The organism is Bradyrhizobium diazoefficiens USDA 110 (assembly GCF_000011365.1).
GTDB lineage: Bacteria > Pseudomonadota > Alphaproteobacteria > Rhizobiales > Xanthobacteraceae > Bradyrhizobium > Bradyrhizobium diazoefficiens.
In genome coordinates, this window is record NC_004463.1 from 4,678,335 (window position 1) to 4,694,051 (window position 15,717).

General features: G+C 61.8%; 15 protein-coding genes and 2 pseudogenes. 8 read left to right on the forward strand and 9 right to left on the reverse strand.

Annotation, left to right across the window (positions count from 1 at the left end; genetic code table 11):
• The first annotated feature begins 2 nt into the window (after positions 1-2).
• Entirely contained in the window at positions 3-284 is a 282-nt protein-coding gene (locus tag BJA_RS21125; RefSeq protein ID WP_063921618.1) for a hypothetical protein, read from the forward strand.
• A 112-nt stretch (positions 285-396) separates the two neighbouring features.
• Here BJA_RS21125 and BJA_RS21130 read toward each other — a convergent pair whose 3' ends face one another.
• Entirely contained in the window at positions 397-1,194 is a 798-nt protein-coding gene (locus tag BJA_RS21130; protein ID WP_011087019.1) for a transglycosylase SLT domain-containing protein, read from the reverse strand.
• Between the two features lie 653 nt (positions 1,195-1,847).
• Positions 1,848-2,363 (reverse strand): ParB N-terminal domain-containing protein, encoded by a 516-nt coding sequence (locus tag BJA_RS21135; protein WP_011087020.1) that lies wholly within the window; start codon positions 2,361-2,363, stop codon positions 1,848-1,850.
• A gap of 1,223 nt (positions 2,364-3,586) precedes the next feature.
• On the opposite strand from BJA_RS21135, the pseudogene BJA_RS21140 reads away from it, so the two are divergent.
• A pseudogene (locus tag BJA_RS21140) lies at positions 3,587-3,976 on the forward strand (Ku protein); the annotation flags it as partial.
• A gap of 40 nt (positions 3,977-4,016) precedes the next feature.
• On the opposite strand, the gene BJA_RS21145 reads toward BJA_RS21140, so the two are convergent.
• The 6 genes and pseudogenes from BJA_RS21145 to BJA_RS21165 form a co-directional block, all read right to left on the reverse strand.
• The gene (locus BJA_RS21145; protein ID WP_038966829.1) at positions 4,017-4,289 is read right to left on the reverse strand and encodes a hypothetical protein; all 273 of its coding nucleotides are present in this window, start codon (positions 4,287-4,289) and stop codon (positions 4,017-4,019) included.
• Between the two features lie 125 nt (positions 4,290-4,414).
• Positions 4,415-4,525: pseudogene (locus tag BJA_RS43125) on the reverse strand (SOS response-associated peptidase); the annotation flags it as partial.
• 273 nt (positions 4,526-4,798) lie between these two features.
• Positions 4,799-6,409, reverse strand: a complete 1,611-nt coding sequence (locus tag BJA_RS21150; protein ID WP_038966830.1) for an MFS transporter — start codon at positions 6,407-6,409, stop codon at positions 4,799-4,801.
• A 91-nt stretch (positions 6,410-6,500) separates the two neighbouring features.
• Positions 6,501-7,133 (reverse strand): hydrolase, encoded by a 633-nt coding sequence (locus tag BJA_RS21155; protein ID WP_038966831.1) that lies wholly within the window; start codon positions 7,131-7,133, stop codon positions 6,501-6,503.
• 207 nt (positions 7,134-7,340) lie between these two features.
• The gene (locus BJA_RS21160; protein WP_011087026.1) at positions 7,341-8,243 is read right to left on the reverse strand and encodes a helix-turn-helix transcriptional regulator; all 903 of its coding nucleotides are present in this window, start codon (positions 8,241-8,243) and stop codon (positions 7,341-7,343) included.
• A complete protein-coding gene (locus BJA_RS21165; RefSeq protein ID WP_011087027.1) occupies positions 8,240-9,121 on the reverse strand; it encodes a helix-turn-helix domain-containing protein in 882 nt (293 codons plus the stop codon). The genes BJA_RS21160 and BJA_RS21165 overlap by 4 nt, the downstream gene beginning before the upstream one ends.
• Before the next feature lie 596 nt (positions 9,122-9,717).
• Here BJA_RS21165 and BJA_RS21170 point away from each other — a divergent pair.
• Entirely contained in the window at positions 9,718-10,437 is a 720-nt protein-coding gene (locus BJA_RS21170) for a helix-turn-helix domain-containing protein (protein WP_162603517.1), read from the forward strand.
• Between the two features lie 70 nt (positions 10,438-10,507).
• On the opposite strand, the gene BJA_RS21175 is transcribed toward BJA_RS21170, so the two are convergent.
• Positions 10,508-11,029, reverse strand: a complete 522-nt coding sequence (locus BJA_RS21175) for a hypothetical protein (protein WP_162494090.1) — start codon at positions 11,027-11,029, stop codon at positions 10,508-10,510.
• A 454-nt stretch (positions 11,030-11,483) separates the two neighbouring features.
• On the opposite strand from BJA_RS21175, the gene BJA_RS21180 reads away from it, so the two are divergent.
• From BJA_RS21180 to BJA_RS21200, 5 genes are read left to right on the forward strand one after another with little or no spacing between them, the layout of a single operon-like run.
• Positions 11,484-12,128 (forward strand): hydrolase, encoded by a 645-nt coding sequence (locus BJA_RS21180; RefSeq protein WP_038966840.1) that lies wholly within the window; start codon positions 11,484-11,486, stop codon positions 12,126-12,128.
• 15 nt (positions 12,129-12,143) lie between these two features.
• Positions 12,144-12,428, forward strand: coding sequence for a XapX domain-containing protein (locus BJA_RS21185; protein WP_011087031.1), 285 nt, complete (start codon positions 12,144-12,146; stop codon positions 12,426-12,428).
• Positions 12,425-14,308 carry an amidohydrolase gene (locus BJA_RS21190; protein ID WP_011087032.1) on the forward strand — a complete coding sequence of 628 codons (1,884 nt, stop codon included), beginning with the start codon at positions 12,425-12,427 and terminating at the stop codon, positions 14,306-14,308. Before BJA_RS21185 ends, BJA_RS21190 begins: the two co-directional genes overlap by 4 nt.
• A gap of 1 nt (position 14,309) precedes the next feature.
• The gene (locus BJA_RS21195; protein ID WP_011087033.1) at positions 14,310-14,777 is read left to right on the forward strand and encodes a DoxX family protein; all 468 of its coding nucleotides are present in this window, start codon (positions 14,310-14,312) and stop codon (positions 14,775-14,777) included.
• Positions 14,774-15,706: a hypothetical protein gene (locus BJA_RS21200; RefSeq protein WP_011087034.1), complete on the forward strand. Its 933-nt coding sequence runs from the start codon at positions 14,774-14,776 to the stop codon at positions 15,704-15,706. The genes BJA_RS21195 and BJA_RS21200 overlap by 4 nt, the downstream gene beginning before the upstream one ends.
• The last annotated feature ends 11 nt before the right edge of the window (positions 15,707-15,717 follow it).

Here is a 15,717-nt window from a genome sequence, read left to right on the forward strand (position 1 = left end):
GCATGAAGAAAATAGCCGTCGTGTGCGCTCTCGGAACGGCGCTGGTGCTGTGCAACCTCGGGATATCAGGCGCTGAAGCCCGGGCGCGGAAGGCGCAAGTCGTTCGTGCACCGCAAGAGAGGCTCATCGTCACGGCGCCCGTCCTGAGGCCAACGCCGTGGGATTACAATGTCATTCCCCGCTATCGTTATCGCCCCGAAGACGACCGGGTCGATCCCTACGGCCCGCCGATGGTGTCGTCGTATGTTCGCTATGAGGGATGGCGGTGGCCGTACTGGTGGTGAATAGTTCGCAGTTCGTAGGATGGGTAGAGCGAAGCGAAACCCATCAATAGCCGTCGTGGAATGATGGGTTTCGCAAGGGCTCTACCCATCCTACGGACTAACCGTCTACGGACTAACCGTCGCCATCCGCCGCCAGCCGCAGAAACTGCCGCTTCATCGCATTGACCCTCGCGACATAGCCCGCGACGAGGTGATCGCCGCAGCGCGCGCCGGCCACCATCTGAAACTTGCGGCGCGCAAAGGCGGTGGCGGGACCCGCGCCGCAGAGATGGATGAAGGCGGCCAGATCCTGCTTCTGCTGTGCGGTTGCCTTCACATCGCCCGCGAGGCTGAGGACCATGGCCACCTGGCGATCCAGATACGCCGACGCCAGCTCGATGGCGTGGCTCGGGATCGCGCGGATGTAGAGGAAGGTAGAACCGCAGCCGGTCTCCGTGACCGTGTTGCCGCGGACACAGAACCGCGCGGCTTCAGCCAGGGCCGGATCGGTCATCTGGAAGAGGCCGACGGCGCTGGAGGCGGGCCGGTAGATCGCGAGTGGATTGAGGCTCAATCGCCAGCGCCAGTAAGTGCGCGCCACCGGATTGCCAGAACTCTCGACCTGCGCCAGCGCGGCCAGCAATTCGGGCGTGATCGTCGCGGTGGAATAGGTGCGGAAGAGCGGCCCGTATTGCCGCCAGGTCCCGGCCGGCTGCTTGTCGAGGGCGTCGCCGACAAGGACAAACAGCTCGGTCGGCTTGCGGATGACGTGATAGGCGATGTTCAGAATCGCGATAGCCGCAAGCAAGATCGCCGCGATGCCGGCGATCCGAACCGTGCGCGGTGCGCGCGCGAACGTCTTGCGCACCCACCGAGTGCCCCGCCGGAGGCTGCGAAGGCGGGGGACGAGGCGACTGCTTTTTCTTGGCATGGGTCTTGTGGGGAGCGGGTAGGACGGGTTGAGCCTTGCGTCGCGCAAGTCAGGTACATAGCCGAAATCGGTGTGGTTCTCGCTGATGCCGATGAAGGTAAGCGTGACAGCTTCACTGTCCCGTCATGACCTCGGCAGCCAGATCGCGGCCCGCATTGTTCTAAATCAACAAACCCATTCATTGGCGACTTACGTTGACGAACCGTTCCAGTCCAGGAGGGAGTGTGGTCATGTCGCGCCGAACCATCGTTTCACTTACCGCATCCGTCATCATTGGCATCGCCTGCATCGTGACCGTTTCGACGGACGCCTTCGCGTATCGAAGAGGCGTTGGGGTTGGTCGCGCTGGTGTTTATCACGGCGGTGTCTATCGCGGTGGCGTCTATCGTGGTGCAGCCGTGCGCCGTGGAGTTGCCGTGGGCGTCGGAGCTGCTGCGGTTGGTGCTGCTGCTTACGGGGCTTACGGAGCCTACGGTGGCTATCGCCGCTGCGGCTACGAACCTTACCCCCCTTGCTACTAGCCGGTCTTGGCGCAGCGGCCACCGAGTAACCGGTTGCGCCGGGCTTGGTGGCGGTGACAGTGCATTCAATCTAAGTTGATGGGCCGGTTAAGTGCACTGTCACTGTAGTCGCAGAAATTCTGGAGCCGACAATCAATAGCGGCCGCCGTTGCCCTTTTGCTGCGTGATCCAGTCCGACAATGTTTTCCGTGTCGATTCCGCAGTCCGGTCCAGTGATGCCTTCGGATTGCCGCGGACGCCTTTCGCCGGACGGGGGCGTGGCGCTTCCGTTGCGTTGACGCCCTTCAAGGCAGCAGTCGATGCCTCTGCGGCTTCCTTCTCGAGGCGCAGCTTTTTCAATCGCGCCATCTTGATGCGCTCTGCCTCGACTTCGGGTCCTTCGGACAGCCGCGGCTTGTGTTGAGCAAGCTCGGCCGGGACCAGGACACCGATAATGGTTGTCTCACCGAGCGCCTTGCAGGCTTCGAGCCGATGCAGTCCCTCGACCAGAACGAGGCGGTCTCCGTCGAGCCGAACGGAAATGGGGGCCTGTTGTCCGATGTCCAGAATACTTTCCGCGATCTCCCCGACGATCTCGGGCTTGATAGCTTTCTTCTGCTTCGTGGGAACGAAGATCTTCTCGATCGGGAAGCTCTCCGGTTTGGGCATAACTTGACTCCGCTTCTACCGGGCCCGTCGGAACCCATGCCGGTGGGTTGGGAGTTTAGGAGGGAAGAGCTCGACCGCAAAGGCTATTTCGGCGGTAGAGCATTGATGAGCATCGAAGCCGGAACCAATCTGCGATTACGGCGACAGTACACTTAATTGACGCCGCCCACCAAGCGCGAGCCGAAGCCGCAGATCGGCGGGACGGAGCGAGTGAATTTAGTGCACTGTCACCGTAATTTGGATCACGTAGGATGGGTAGAGCGTAGCGAAACCCATCGATTGCCGCGATCGAATGATGGGTTTCGCAAGTGCTCAACCCATCCTACGAGCTAACCGCAGCGCGCCCCAAAAAAGTCATACCGCAATTGTGAATTGCTCCACAGACGGCGGCCGTCCAGTCTGTTTATCTGCCGCCAACCGGCCCCTCGTGCGCGCGTTTGGCCTTGCGCATCTGGCGCCTTCGTTCTTCGAAATTTCTGGGTGATCGCTATGGGCGTTTTTTATCGCACGGCCATGCTTTGCAGCTGGTTCATCGAGTCCACCATGAGCGGGTGTACCGAGAGATTTCGCGTGCGCTGAACAAGGCGCACAGAAATTTTCCCGAGGCCCCGCCGGTGACGGACGGGGCTTTTTCATGTTCGCAATCTGCCCATTCCGCCCGGCGGAGCCTTCGCGAGAAGGAGGCAGGGTCATGTGGGAGTATTTTGGACCCGATTTCGCTTTCGACGTGGTGAAAGGAATGGTCGCCGGAATAGCCTCAATGGCATTTCAGGTCGTGGCACCACGAACCTTTCGTGCCGCAAAGCAGTTTCGCGCGCGCTGGGTTGCGAGGAAGGCGGCGAGGCGAGCTGCGAGACGGGCACGCTGCAATGCGGTGGCCAATGATGAGCGGTGAGGAGCGAGTGGCCCGGATGGAGGTTGTGGGGCATCCGGGCTACGCTTGCGGGAACCTCACGCAGATGGAGCCGGCAAAACGCGAGTCAGCGCAAGAGCGATCCGACGCATTAAGCGGATGAGGTTGCTGAAATGAGAAGGGCGGCCTTTCGGCCGCCCTTTGCATATGTCCGGATCTAACGATCCTCGAGACGTTCTACCCCCTCACGAACACCCCGTCGTGCTTGCGCAGTTGTATTACTAGTGCTCAAACATTCGTGTGTATGTAGAGACACTTAGGTCTCGGCATATTTCTCCACGATATTCCGACCTCAGGTAAGTCGGAATATCACTTCGACGAGATCCAGGACGTCAAAATCACGAAGGACATGCTGGATCTCGCCAAGCACATCGTGAGCCAAAAGTCCGGACGCTTCGAGCCTGAGAAGTTCGAGGACCAGTACGAAATCGCTTTGATCGATCTCATCAAACAAAAACGCGCTGGTAAGCCGATCGTGCCGAAGGAGCGGCCGAAGGGTGAGAACGTGGTCGACCTGATGGAGGCGCTGCGCAGAAGTGTCGGGCGCGAGGCCGCGCCGGCGAAAGGCGCCAAGCTCGCCAAAAAGCCGCGCAAGGCGTCGAGCGGGCAGAAGGAAATGCTGATGCCGATCGAGGGCAAGAAGCCCAAGGTGGCGGCGGCTAAGAAGCCTGCGGCCAAGTCGCAGCGGAAGTCGGCGTAGTGCTCCTTGAGTGAACAACCCGCCAGATGCGCGCTAACTCCTAGTCCTCCTTCGAGAGACACTCGGGGCAAGCGTCGCCAATGCCGTCGAGGGCATGGCGAACCTCCGCGATGGCCGTCTGGGGCGACACGCCGGTCGGCGGATCCTGGCGGACGATATCGAACGCGCGCTCATGCGCATGTGGATCGGCCCGATCTTGCATCCAGCCGTGCGTCTCGCACTCGCGGATAGCGCCGGCTTCGTTCAACACGGAGATCGCCCAGCCGCGCAGCGTCCGGATCGTCGGTGGTCTTGTCTCCTTCGTCATCAGCACCGAAATGGCTCCTGCGGGGACGAAGCCTTTACATTCCTCCCTCAGTCCGAGCGGCTAGCACAGCCAGCGATTCAAGATCGCAAGAGCTGGCGCTTTTCCACCTGTTCCGCTGGCCTGTGCAAAAGCTAGGCGGCCAGCGCAGGGTCTTCCTTCTCGCTCCTTGCGACGATCTTGAGTGCGCCGTTCGGCAGCGGGCGTTGCAGCGCCTTGGCCTCTTCCCAGGGAGCGCGCAGCCATCGAGCTTAATGAAGTCTGGTTGGGTCAAACTGCGACCTGGCGGGGAGGGCAGGTTATGGCGCAAAGCGGACACTCATTATCCGCCTCGATCGCATTGGCAAGACCTAGCTCAAATTGAGCCCATGATGGATTGAGCGGAAGCTAAAATTTTTCGGGAAGCGGTGACGGCCTTTTCCTCCGGCGTCTCATTATCAAAGGCCAGTGGTCGGATCGACGTGCTCCAGTCGATTGATGCGATGCCGATGGTGCCGCCCGCTTCCTACCGGCGCGACTCAATCGGACGCGAGGCGGGCCGCTATGAAGTGGGTCACCTTGGGCTCGCCCGCAGCGCCAAACTCGCGGATAGCATCCTGAACGACCTTGTCTGCGTTCGTCACGCGCTGATGCTGTCGGAGATGCTCAAGCCAAGAGGCCACCATGAACGTTTCCAGGAAGCGCCCGCTCGCCGCGGCATCCTCAAAGACGTCCCACGAATAGGCGCCGTCCCGCTGGCGTTGCTGGCCCAGGTCTCGGATTGCGGCGAGGAAACCGTCACGCTTCTCCGGATTGATCTGATATTCGACCGTGATCAGTACCGGCCCGCGGTCGGCATCCGCGTCGACCGCCAGCACGGGGGCCGGCCAATGCATGGAGGGCGCGAGGTCCACCCCCTGGCCGCCCTGCAGCTTCCAGCGCCAGGTCAGCGCGATACCCGCTACCGCTCCGGCGGCCGCGATGAAGTGCGCCGCGGGCAGGCCGAATGCCGAGGCAAGCTGCCCCCACAGCGCGCTGCCGGCGGTCATCGCGCCGAAGAACACGGTCACGAACATGGCAAGCCCCCGCCCGCGCACCCAATCGGGCAGGGACATCTGAACCGAGACGTTGAGGCTCGCGAGAACGGCGATCCATGACATGCCTGCGAGGAGGCAGGCCGCGAAGCCGATCGCGGAATAACGTGCGACACCGAGCAGGACCAGGCAGGCGGCCGTGCCGAGCGTGCCGGCCGAGACGAGCCGGTCGGGTCCTAGAACCGCCTTCAGCCATGGCAGCGCAAATGCGCCGCCGACGGCACCGATGCCGATCGCGCCGAGCAGAATGCCGTAGAGTTCGGGACCGCCCGCGATCTGATTGCGCGCGACGAGCGGGAGCAGAGCCCAATATGCGCTGGCGAAGAAGAAGAACGCCACCGCTCGTATGAGAGTCGCGCGCAGATCGAGGTTGTATCGCGCATGCCGAAAGCCGATCACGAGGGCTCCGGTCAGGCGTTCCGGCGGAAGGCTGCTTCCTTGCGATGTCGGTGGGCGCCACCAGAGCAGGGCGCCGATCACGGCGAAGTTGCTCAATGCGTTGATCCAGAACGGCGCCGCGATGCCTAGTACGCCGATCACGATGCCACCGAGCGCCGGTCCGATTGCCCTGCTGATATTGACACCGACGCCGTTGGTCGCCACTGCCGCAGCCAGGTCTTGCTTCGGGACGAGCTGCGGCACGATTGATTGCCATGCGGGCGCGGTGAAAGCCGAGCCCGCACCGAGGAGGAATGTGAACAACAGCAGGATCGACGGATTGATCAGGTCGAGCCAGACCAGAACCGCGCTCACCGTCGCGACGACGGTGAGCAGGATTTCCGATCCGATGAGAAAGCGGCGCCTGTCGACGGTATCCGCCAGCGCGCCGGCCGGTAGCGCGAACAGGAACATCGGAAGGCTGCTCGCGACCTGGACCAGGGAGACCGTGAGTGGATCCGGATTGAGGCTCGTCATCAGCCATCCGGATGCCGCGTTGTACATCCAGGTGCCGACATTGGCGACGACGGTCGCGATCCAAACCACCGTAAACGCCTTGTGTCGGAACGCGATCCAGGGCGACGCGCTCTGCGTTTGATTTTCGTCAATCTTTGTCATGTGCTTTGCTGTGGCAAATCGCATCCTTTCGCTCTGGCGCAACGAAGGATCGCAAGGTGCAGGGGATCGGCTGGAAGCGAGGCTGCACCACCTAGGGCGAAGGATGGATCATGTCTCGCGCATATGCGAGGCCAATTCCGTACCCGCCGCCATGGGTTTCCACGATAGATCGAGCTCCGTCGTAAGTTTCCCGACGCGTCCAGTCCCGCTGAAATTCCAGAAGAACCTGGATCCATGACGTCATATGTGCGCCTGCGTCGCTCATGCGTCGCAAGGCGAGATCATGACTCACGGGAGTGAGACCACCGCACGCGTCGCCAACCACAAAAACGTCAAAGCCCTCCTGAAGCGCTGAAAGTACCAGAAACGAGACGCAGGCTTCGGTCAGAAGGCCAGAAACGATCAGCCTTCGCTTGCCTGTTTGAAGGACCGCTGTTCGAGCCGCGTCGTCTTCCCACAAGTTCATATTCCGGCGCTCGATGGGGTGGATATCCGGAAGAACCTCCCGAATTGCCGCCATTAACGGACCGCTGTAGACCTTGGAGGCCGACGTTGATGCGACAATCGGTAACCCAAACACCTTGGCGGTCCGCGCGAGCGCAATCGTGTTGTTGAGAAGCGCCTGACGGTCGATCGATCCGACGCCGAATGCGAGGCCCGCCTGCTGATCGATCAGCAGGAGAGCACAATCGCTGGGTTGCAGTAGGGTCTTACTGTCGCTCATGACTTGAACCTCACTCTCCGAGTTGCGCTGTTGAGTTCTCGGGGGTCCCAAGTTCGTCGAACAGACGGCAGTCGGGCAGCGTATATGAACAGGTCTCGCAGTTCTTGAACAATTGGACTGCACGGTTCAGGCAGCAAGCCCTTCCCTGTATTGGCCAGCAGTCGCGAGCCCGGCCGGTCCGGTCGATCGCAGTCGGCAGGGTTTCTCTTAAAGAGAATCCCGATACACTTTGGGCGTGCACCCGACCAGTTGCAGGAAGACTCTGTTGAAGTGGCTCTGGTCTGAAAACCCGCAAGCCAGGGCCGCTTCGCTAAGGGATATCGCCTTATCCCTTAGCAGCTTCCTCGCCACGTCCACCCGCCGCATCGACAGCCATCTCCGCGGTGTCACGCCGGTCGAGCGCGCGAATGACTTCGAGAAGGAGGCGGTGGGCATGTGACAGGTCTTTGCGATCTCAGCGATGGTGATACGACCGTCCAGGCTCGCATCGAGCAGTTCCTCGACTCTCCTCAGTTGCCAGGGCGCGAGGACGCCCGCCGGCTTTCGCCCCGCCAGTGGCGTGGGACCATAGGCCCCCGCGACGTAGGCCATGATGGAAACCGCAGTTTGATCCAACCCGAGCGTATCGACCTCATTCGGGCGTTCAAGCATCGGGATCAAGAGCTTCGCAAGCATCGGTATCACGGGATCGTCCACGCTTTGCCCGAGACGGGGCGATAGCGAACGAGGTGCAGGTAACCCGTCTTCCTCGGCAATTCTTGCGATCGACTGCTTCGGGATACAGAGGTGGAGACTGTCGAGAGGGCTTTCGATGTACGCCCGCGTGTCGCATTCAAGATCGTAGAACTCGAGGGCCCCCTTGCGATGGACCGGGTTGTTGATCCCTTTTCCATCGAGCCATAGCGCTGATTTCGGACAATCAAGCAGTTGCCAGACGACGACAAAAGTCTCCTCCGGCGGTATTGGATCGGTCATCCCGAGGCCTTCGGTGTCGCGCGATATGCGCACCGCCGAAAAACTGCCGACGTTCTCGATGCTGCGCAGCACGAGGCTCGGGCTTTCGAGCCGGAAATGTTGCGGCGCGTTGACGAGGTAGGATTGGGACGTCACGACACCCAGTTCTTTTCCGAGGCGAAAGATGCGAGCGGCTTATCGTGTCGATGGATTCGGCGCCACTCCGCCGGCGTGGCTCCCGTTATGTCATGGAAGACGCGGGTAAGATGACTTTGGCTGGCGAAACCCGTGGCAGCCGCCACGTCGGCAAGTGCCACGCCGTCAAGTATGAGCGATTTCGCCTTATCGATGCGCAGCTTGAGTTGCCATCTATAAGGCGGCAGCCCGGTAGACGCCTTGAATGCACGGACGAAATGGCTCTCGGAGAGCCCAACACGCTGTGCAAGTTCGGACATCGTGACGTCTGCGGATAAGTTTCCGATCAGGAAATCCTGAGCCTTGCGCAACCGCTCGCGAGAGAGCCCGCCGACAGCGAAGGTGGACCCAAGTTCGGCAAAACGGGCAATCATCGCCAATGCAATGGCCGATACAAACCTTCTTCCATGGGTTCCTACTTCGAGAGCGTGAGCCAGCCGAGCGGAGCACTGGAGGATCGCCGGATCCTCGGTCATCCACCTAGGGCCGGATTTCTCCAGGTTCGATCTGACAAGACCAGGTGCCGAAGAGAGATCGAACTGGATCATGAGGCGACGATGCAGCGTGATCGGTCCGAACCACTCCCAGGCCGAAACGCCGGCCGGCACCAGGCTGGCGTGGGCGCCTCCATGTGCAACTTCTGACTGACGCCGAGACGATCCGATCTGGGTTCGCCCCCCGACCTCCTCAAGGGAGACGTGCACGATGGTGCGCCCGCTCGTTAGCTCCACGACGCCCTCCTGTTCGCCGCGACGCGAAGTGAGGGTGGCGGTCATCCCGTAGCAAGAATATTCCAGTGTCCCACTGGGGTCGGTGGGGTGACGGGCCTCGGCCGGCATATGAGCTTTTCCATGGAACCGCCTGTCGCGGCACGCTAGGGCATTATTCCGGCGAGCGAAACTATACCAGTGTTTAGTGGAACCGGCGACGCTTCACTGCCCTCCAGCCCAGTGCTTGAGTTGGGTGAGAGGCGCGGAGGTCCTGCCGCACAGAGGTGTCCCGGAAGCCGCTTCCGGGTGGGCCCGGAGACGTTGTCGCGACAAAATCCGTCCAAAACTATCGAATTCTTTCAATACGTTCGCAAGGTCGAGTGCGAGCATTTGGTGGTCTTGACGCCTTACGGCTTCGCGACCATATCCGGACGGTCGAGGGCGCCGATGCTCTTCACCAACCCCCCGGTAACGCATCGTTCGCCTGGAGAACTGTGTCGCCCATGACCGCCCCGCATGACCAGTCCCAGGCGCCATCGGCCCTGAGGAATCACGCAGACGTTCCTGTGTGGAAGCGTCCGTTCGTCCCGACGAGGCGGGAAGGCGCGACGGTGAAAAGCCTCCATTCCCGATCCTGGAACGGGCTCACTGCCAGCGTGACCGAACTTGTCTGCGCCAAGTCGTACTGCGCAGACCTGTGTTACGATTGCGCCCGGCTGTCGATCATGCTCGACCTCGACGGCAACGTTCCGGAAATGCGTAGCGAGAAGAGTCGGAGCGGCCCGGATCCGGCGAATACCATCCACAACATGAACTTTACGCCCGCCAAGACGGAAATGTGGGCAATCTGGAACAAGACGCGCTACACGCGCCACATCTCGTTCACGTTCGCAGATGACGCGCTCAAGCAGTTGGTGGACGAGGAAGTGAGCCCGTCCGCACTCGCTCCGCGTCCGTTGTTCTACGATCCCGCGCTTTTTCATATCGCACGGCTCTTCGAAGCCGAGGTCGGTCGGGGAGAAGACTCTCCGCGGCTGTACGGAGACAGTTTGTCGGTGGCGTTGCTCCTGCGCCTCGCGGCCGCCGGAGATGCGTACCGTACTCCGGCCAGGGGCGGGCTGCCGCCCCGGCGCCTGCGGATGGTCACCGACTATCTGCAAGAACATCTTGCAGACAACGTCGGTTTGCTCGAACTCGCGAACATCGCTCAGCTGTCGCGGTCGCATTTCTGCCGGGCTTTCCGAGTGTCCACCGGTCTGTCGCCTCACCAATGGCTGGTCATCGCGCGCATAGAGAAGGCGAAGGAACTGCTGGTATCGGATAAGCTTCCGATCGCTGACATCGCGGTCCTCACGGGATTTTCCGACCAGGCGCATCTGAGCCGGCATTTCAGCCGGATCGTCGGTTCGAGCCCCGGCGCGTGGCGCCGCCAGGTAGCCCCCTAGTCCGGATCGTTCGAGCAAGCGCTTCGCCGACTGCAAGCCCTGTCCCGGCAGGGCCACGCTCCGGAGCCTATCAGCGGAAGAGCGCCGAAAGGAAAATCCGGGCCATGAGTTCGTCCCGCTTGCGGATGGCTCGGCTGCGCGGCACCCACTCGCAAATCACGCGAGCTCCCGCTTCCACCAGGCATTTCTCGATCTGGAGCGCGGCTCCGTTTGCCGATCCAGCGCCTTTTGGCGACGCCAGCAGCACGTCCATCTCTTCAAGGCTCGTCGCCGGCGACCGCATGATGCGAGTCGGATTGATGATGACGGCAGCGCTTATCGCATCTGCATGGCACGCGATCAGATCGAGCGCAGCGTCCGCTCCTTCGGCGTGACCGACCACGACCACCGGCACCAGAGTGAGCTCGTGCGTGTGCACTGCATTCCGAATCGACAGGGCTAGACCATCTGCAAAATCTCTCGATTGAGTCTCGCCGCTGCCGATGAAGTGAGGGATTGGCGCTGCTAGAATTCCCGAGCCGGCGCTGGCGGATCTGCAGAAATTCAACAAGCCAAAGGGTCTGTCTGCCCGTCCTGGGATGGCCAGCATCAAGGGCGCGCTTTCGTCGCTCCCAGGATGGAACCGGCAAATAGTTTCCAATCGCTCCAAGGACACGCCTCTCGCGCAATTCGATGTCGTCTGGTGCCCGGACAGTCGTCTCCGTCCCGCACAAATGGCTACATCCACTGTGGGGTATTTGGTCGTGGCTGTATCGTGCAAATTGAGAAAGACAGGCGGAACGTGAGCCGTTCGTCCAAAATTCGCATCGTTCGGTAGCGACCGCCGGTCGCATCCCGTAATATCACTTCGCTCCAAGAGCATACGCCCTCGTTCCAGTCGAGGCGGCCGCAGCGGAGTTGCACATGTATTCCCGATAGCAAGCATACGCCGTTCGCGGCGATTGCATGGACGACTCGGGCGCACCCGGTTTCGTCGCTCCGCATCGCACCCAGTTTCCACCAGCCCGCTCGCATGAGCGATCCATGACGACATGAAGGAGATCAAAATGTCGAAACTCGAAATGCTCACCCCCGACAACAGCGCCATCGCACTGATCGACTATCAGCCGGCGATGTTCCAGGGCGTTCAGTCGCATGACCGTCTGGTCACGATCAATAACGTCCAGATCCTCGCAAAGGCCGCCAAACTGTTCAAAATCCCGACCGTGCTGACCACGGTGGCTAGGGATTCGTTTTCCGGACCGTTCATTCCGGAAGTCACCTCGCTGTTTCCGAAGCACGATGTCATCGACCGCACGTCCATGAATTCCTGGCTCGATGCAAACTTCCGAAAGGCGGTGGCCGCCACCGGTCGCAAGAAATTTGTGCTGGCCGGTCTCTGGACCGAGGCCTGCGTGATCTTTCCGACCTTGGACATGCTGAAGGAAGGTTATGAGATCTACATTGCCGCCGATGCTTGCGGCGACCTTTCGCTCGAAGCCCATAACCGCGCTGTGGAGCGCGCCATCCAGGCGGGAGCGGTCCCCATCACCTCATCGCAGTACGCCTACGAGCTTCAGCAGGACTGGGCGCGCACCGAGACCTACGAAGGCATGATGGACATCCAGCGTGCGCATTCGCCGTACGGAATTCAGATCCGGTTCTCGAAGTGGGCGCTGGGCGAACACGCATCGGAGGCGGGACCCAAGTAAGGGCCCGGCTTGCTCATGAAGATTTATCTCCTGTCGCTCGGCGCGGGCGTTCTCGTCGGGGTGATCTACAGTCTCCTCAACGTCCGCTCGCCCGCGCCCCATCTGGTGGCCCTGGTCGGCCTCCTCGGCATTCTCGCCGGCGAGCAGATTGTCCCGGTCGCCAAGCAGATGGTTGCGGGTCACGGCCTTGCCGCCGCATGGCGGCAGGCGAAGTGCGCGCCTCACATGTTCGGCATGCTGCCTGGGCGGCATGCCGACGAGGCTAAGGAAACCACTAACGTCGCGGAGAAAGCATCATGAACGCTCCCGATACTATCTTCCACCGTGGCCTCTTCACCACGCTCGACCGTTCCAACCCGACCGCAAGCGCGGTCGCCATCAAGGATGGCGTCTTCACCGCGGTCGGCCACGACAGCGAGGTCATGAAGCTGGCCGGGCCTTCGACCAAGGTCATCGATCTGAAAGGGCGCCGCGTCCTGCCGGGGTTGATCGACAATCACCTTCACATCATCCGCGGCGGGCTCAACTTCAACATGGAGCTCCGCTGGGACGGGGTGCGCTCGCTGGCCGACGCGATGGACATGTTGAAGCGGCAGGTCGCCGTCACGCCGCCGCCGCAATGGGTGAGGGTGGTCGGCGGATTCACCGAACACCAGTTCGCGGAGAAGCGGCTGCCGACGATCGACGAACTCAATGCCGTCGCGCCCGACACGCCGGTCTTCCTGCTGCACCTCTATGATAGGGCCATACTGAACGGCGCCGCCCTTCGTGCGGTTGGCTATGCGAAGGATACGCCTGAACCGCCGGGCGGCGAGATCATGCGAGACGCCAATGGCAATCCGACGGGCTTGCTGCTGGCGAAACCGAACGCCAACATTCTCTACGCGACCCTTGCCAAGGGACCGAAGCTTCCCTTCGATTATCAGGTCAATTCGACCCGTCATTTCATGCGCGAGTTGAACCGGCTGGGCGTCACCGGTGCCATCGACGCCGGCGGAGGATTCCAGAATTATCCGGAAGACTACGCCGTTATCCAGAAGCTGAACGAAGAGGGCCTCCTGACGATACGGCTGGCCTATAACCTCTTCACCCAGAAGCCCAAGGGCGAGAAGGAGGACTTCCTCAACTGGACGAAGACCTCGAAGTACAAGCAGGGCGACGATTATTTCCGGCACAACGGCGCCGGCGAGATGCTGGTGTTTTCGGCGGCCGACTTCGAGGACTTCCGGGTCGCTCGTCCGGACATGCCTCCGGAGATGGAAGGCGAGCTCGAGGAGGTCGTCCGGGTCCTCGTTCAAAACAAATGGCCCTGGCGGCTCCACGCGACCTACGACGAGACGATCTCGCGGGCGCTGGACGTGTTCGAGCGGGTCAACCAGGACATGCCCCTGGAAGGGCTGCACTGGTTCTTCGATCATGCCGAGACGATCTCGGACCAGTCGATCGACCGCATCGCGGCGCTCGGCGGCGGCATCGCCGTGCAGCACCGGATGGCCTATCAAGGCGAATACTTCGTCGAGCGGTACGGGGCGGGGGCTGCCGAGGCGACGCCGCCGGTCAAGAAGATCATTGACAAGGGCGTCAAGGTGTCGGCCGGTACCGATGCGACCCGCGTTGCTTCCTACAACCCGTGGGTCTCTTTGTCCTGGCTCGTCACCGGCCGAACCGTCGGCGGATTGCGGATCACGCCCCAGCGCAACTGTCTGGATCGCGAGACGGCGCTGCGGATGTGGACCGAGAACGTGACGTGGTTCTCGAACGAAGAGGGCAACAAGGGTCGGATCGAGGTCGGCCAACTCGCCGACCTCGTCGTGCCGGACCGCGACTACTTCTCCTGCAGCGAGGCCGAGATCGCCGATACGACTTCGCTGCTGACCATGGTCGGAGGGAGGATCGTGTTCGGCGCGGGAGACTTCTCCAAGCTGGAGAGCGTCACGCCACCGCCCGCCATGCCGGACTGGTCGCCGGTCCGCCGCTTCGGCGGATACGCGGCCTGGGCTGACGACAAGGCCAAAGCAAACGAAGGCAACCTCGCCATGAAGGCCATGCAGATGTGCGGCTGCGCCAACTCCTGCGGCGTACACGGCCACAATCACGCTGCGGCTTTGTCGAGCCGGCTCCCTGTCTCCGACCTGAGGAGCTTCTGGGGCGCCCTCGGGTGCGCCTGCTGGGCGGTCTGACATGGGGTCCAAGACATCACCGAAATGGATCTCGGCGATCCTTCGCTGGCCGCTTCTCTGGCATGCGGCCAGGCTGGCCTTGGTGTCCGCCTATATCCTCGGCGGCTTTACCAAACTGCTTGACCTGGCGGGTGCCGCGGCCGAGCAGGAGCACTTCGGCCTTTATCCGGGATGGCTGTGGGCGTCAGCCGCCATCTTGGTCGAACTCTTCGGGTCTCTGCTCGTCGTCATCAACCGCTGGGTTTGGCTTGGCGCCGGCGGCCTCGGCATCCTCACGTTCGTGGCGATGCTGACCGCGAACGCGTTCTGGACCATGGGTGGCCATGAGAGATTCATGGCCACGAATGCTTTCTTCGAACATCTCGGATTGATCGCAGGCCTCGTCATCGTAACGATTCTTTCCGAGGAAGCCGTCACTCGCCCGAAGTCCGGAGCGGGATCCCAAGCCATTCAAGGAGTTTCTCGATGAAACCGACAAGAATATTGGCTCTGTTCGCGCTCGCGGCGGCTGTCGCGACGAGTACGCCGGCCATCGCAAAGGACGCAACGAAGCCCAGGGACGCGGCGGTTGCCGTTGCCCCTCAGTACGACACCACCCACGTCTACGTGACGCCCGACGACGTGGACAAGTTCGCCGCGAGTTTCTTGGCGACCTTCGGCGGCAAGAGCACAAAGCAGGTGGTGGCGACCGTGACGCCGACGCCGAGCAGCACCACGTCGCAACTGCTTCAGACGCCCGCAGGCACTGTATCGCTTTTCGGCTTCAAGACGCCGATCCCGTACCCGTTCGGCGCCGAGCGGAACGGCTACTTGGTCGCAGACATGGATGAGGCGATCAAAGCGGCGCGCGCTGCGGGCGCCGACGTGATCGTCTCCACTTTCCCGGATCCCATCGGGCGCGATGCCGTGGTCCAGTGGCCGGGCGGGGTTAACATGCAACTCTACTGGCACACGACGAAGCCCGACTATGCCCCGTTCGAGCGGATTCCGGAGAATCGCGTGTACGTCTCGCCTGACAAGGCCGCCGCCTTTACGCGGGGTTTCCTTGCGTTTTCGCGCGGGAAGATTGTCTCGGATGACGCGAAGGCGCCGGGCGTCGAGATCGGCCGGACTGACGCGACCTACAAGCGCATCCGGATCGAGTCCGCGTTCGGGAAGATGGTCGTACTGGTCACGGACGGTCATCTGCCCTATCCCTATGGGCGTGAGACGACGGGCTATGAAGTGGCCGATCTTGCCGCTACGCTTGCCAAGGCGAAGGAAACGGGCGCTACGGTACTCGTCGAACCCTACACGTCAGACGGCCGCTCTGCGGCGTTCGTCATGTTCCCGGGCGGCTACATCGCCGAGATCCACTCGCTCGCGGAGAAGAGCGCCGCGCGGGCAGCGGGCAAGTAAGGAGTGATGAG

Excerpts from the sequence above, each read along its gene's own strand:
- BJA_RS21125 (WP_063921618.1), top strand. The coding sequence starts at position 3 with ATGAAGAAAATAGCCGTCGTGTGCGCTCTCGGAACGGCGCTGGTGCTG.
- BJA_RS21130 (WP_011087019.1), bottom strand. The coding sequence starts at position 1,194 with ATGCCAAGAAAAAGCAGTCGCCTCGTCCCCCGCCTTCGCAGCCTCCGG.
- BJA_RS21135 (WP_011087020.1), bottom strand. The coding sequence starts at position 2,363 with ATGCCCAAACCGGAGAGCTTCCCGATCGAGAAGATCTTCGTTCCCACG.
- BJA_RS21150 (WP_038966830.1), bottom strand. The coding sequence starts at position 6,409 with ATGACAAAGATTGACGAAAATCAAACGCAGAGCGCGTCGCCCTGGATC.
- BJA_RS21155 (WP_038966831.1), bottom strand. The coding sequence starts at position 7,133 with ATGAGCGACAGTAAGACCCTACTGCAACCCAGCGATTGTGCTCTCCTG.
- BJA_RS21165 (WP_011087027.1), bottom strand. The coding sequence starts at position 9,121 with ATGCCGGCCGAGGCCCGTCACCCCACCGACCCCAGTGGGACACTGGAA.
- BJA_RS21170 (WP_162603517.1), top strand. The coding sequence starts at position 9,718 with ATGCTCGACCTCGACGGCAACGTTCCGGAAATGCGTAGCGAGAAGAGT.
- BJA_RS21180 (WP_038966840.1), top strand. The coding sequence starts at position 11,484 with ATGTCGAAACTCGAAATGCTCACCCCCGACAACAGCGCCATCGCACTG.
- BJA_RS21185 (WP_011087031.1), top strand. The coding sequence starts at position 12,144 with ATGAAGATTTATCTCCTGTCGCTCGGCGCGGGCGTTCTCGTCGGGGTG.
- BJA_RS21190 (WP_011087032.1), top strand. The coding sequence starts at position 12,425 with ATGAACGCTCCCGATACTATCTTCCACCGTGGCCTCTTCACCACGCTC.
- BJA_RS21195 (WP_011087033.1), top strand. The coding sequence starts at position 14,310 with ATGGGGTCCAAGACATCACCGAAATGGATCTCGGCGATCCTTCGCTGG.
- BJA_RS21200 (WP_011087034.1), top strand. The coding sequence starts at position 14,774 with ATGAAACCGACAAGAATATTGGCTCTGTTCGCGCTCGCGGCGGCTGTC.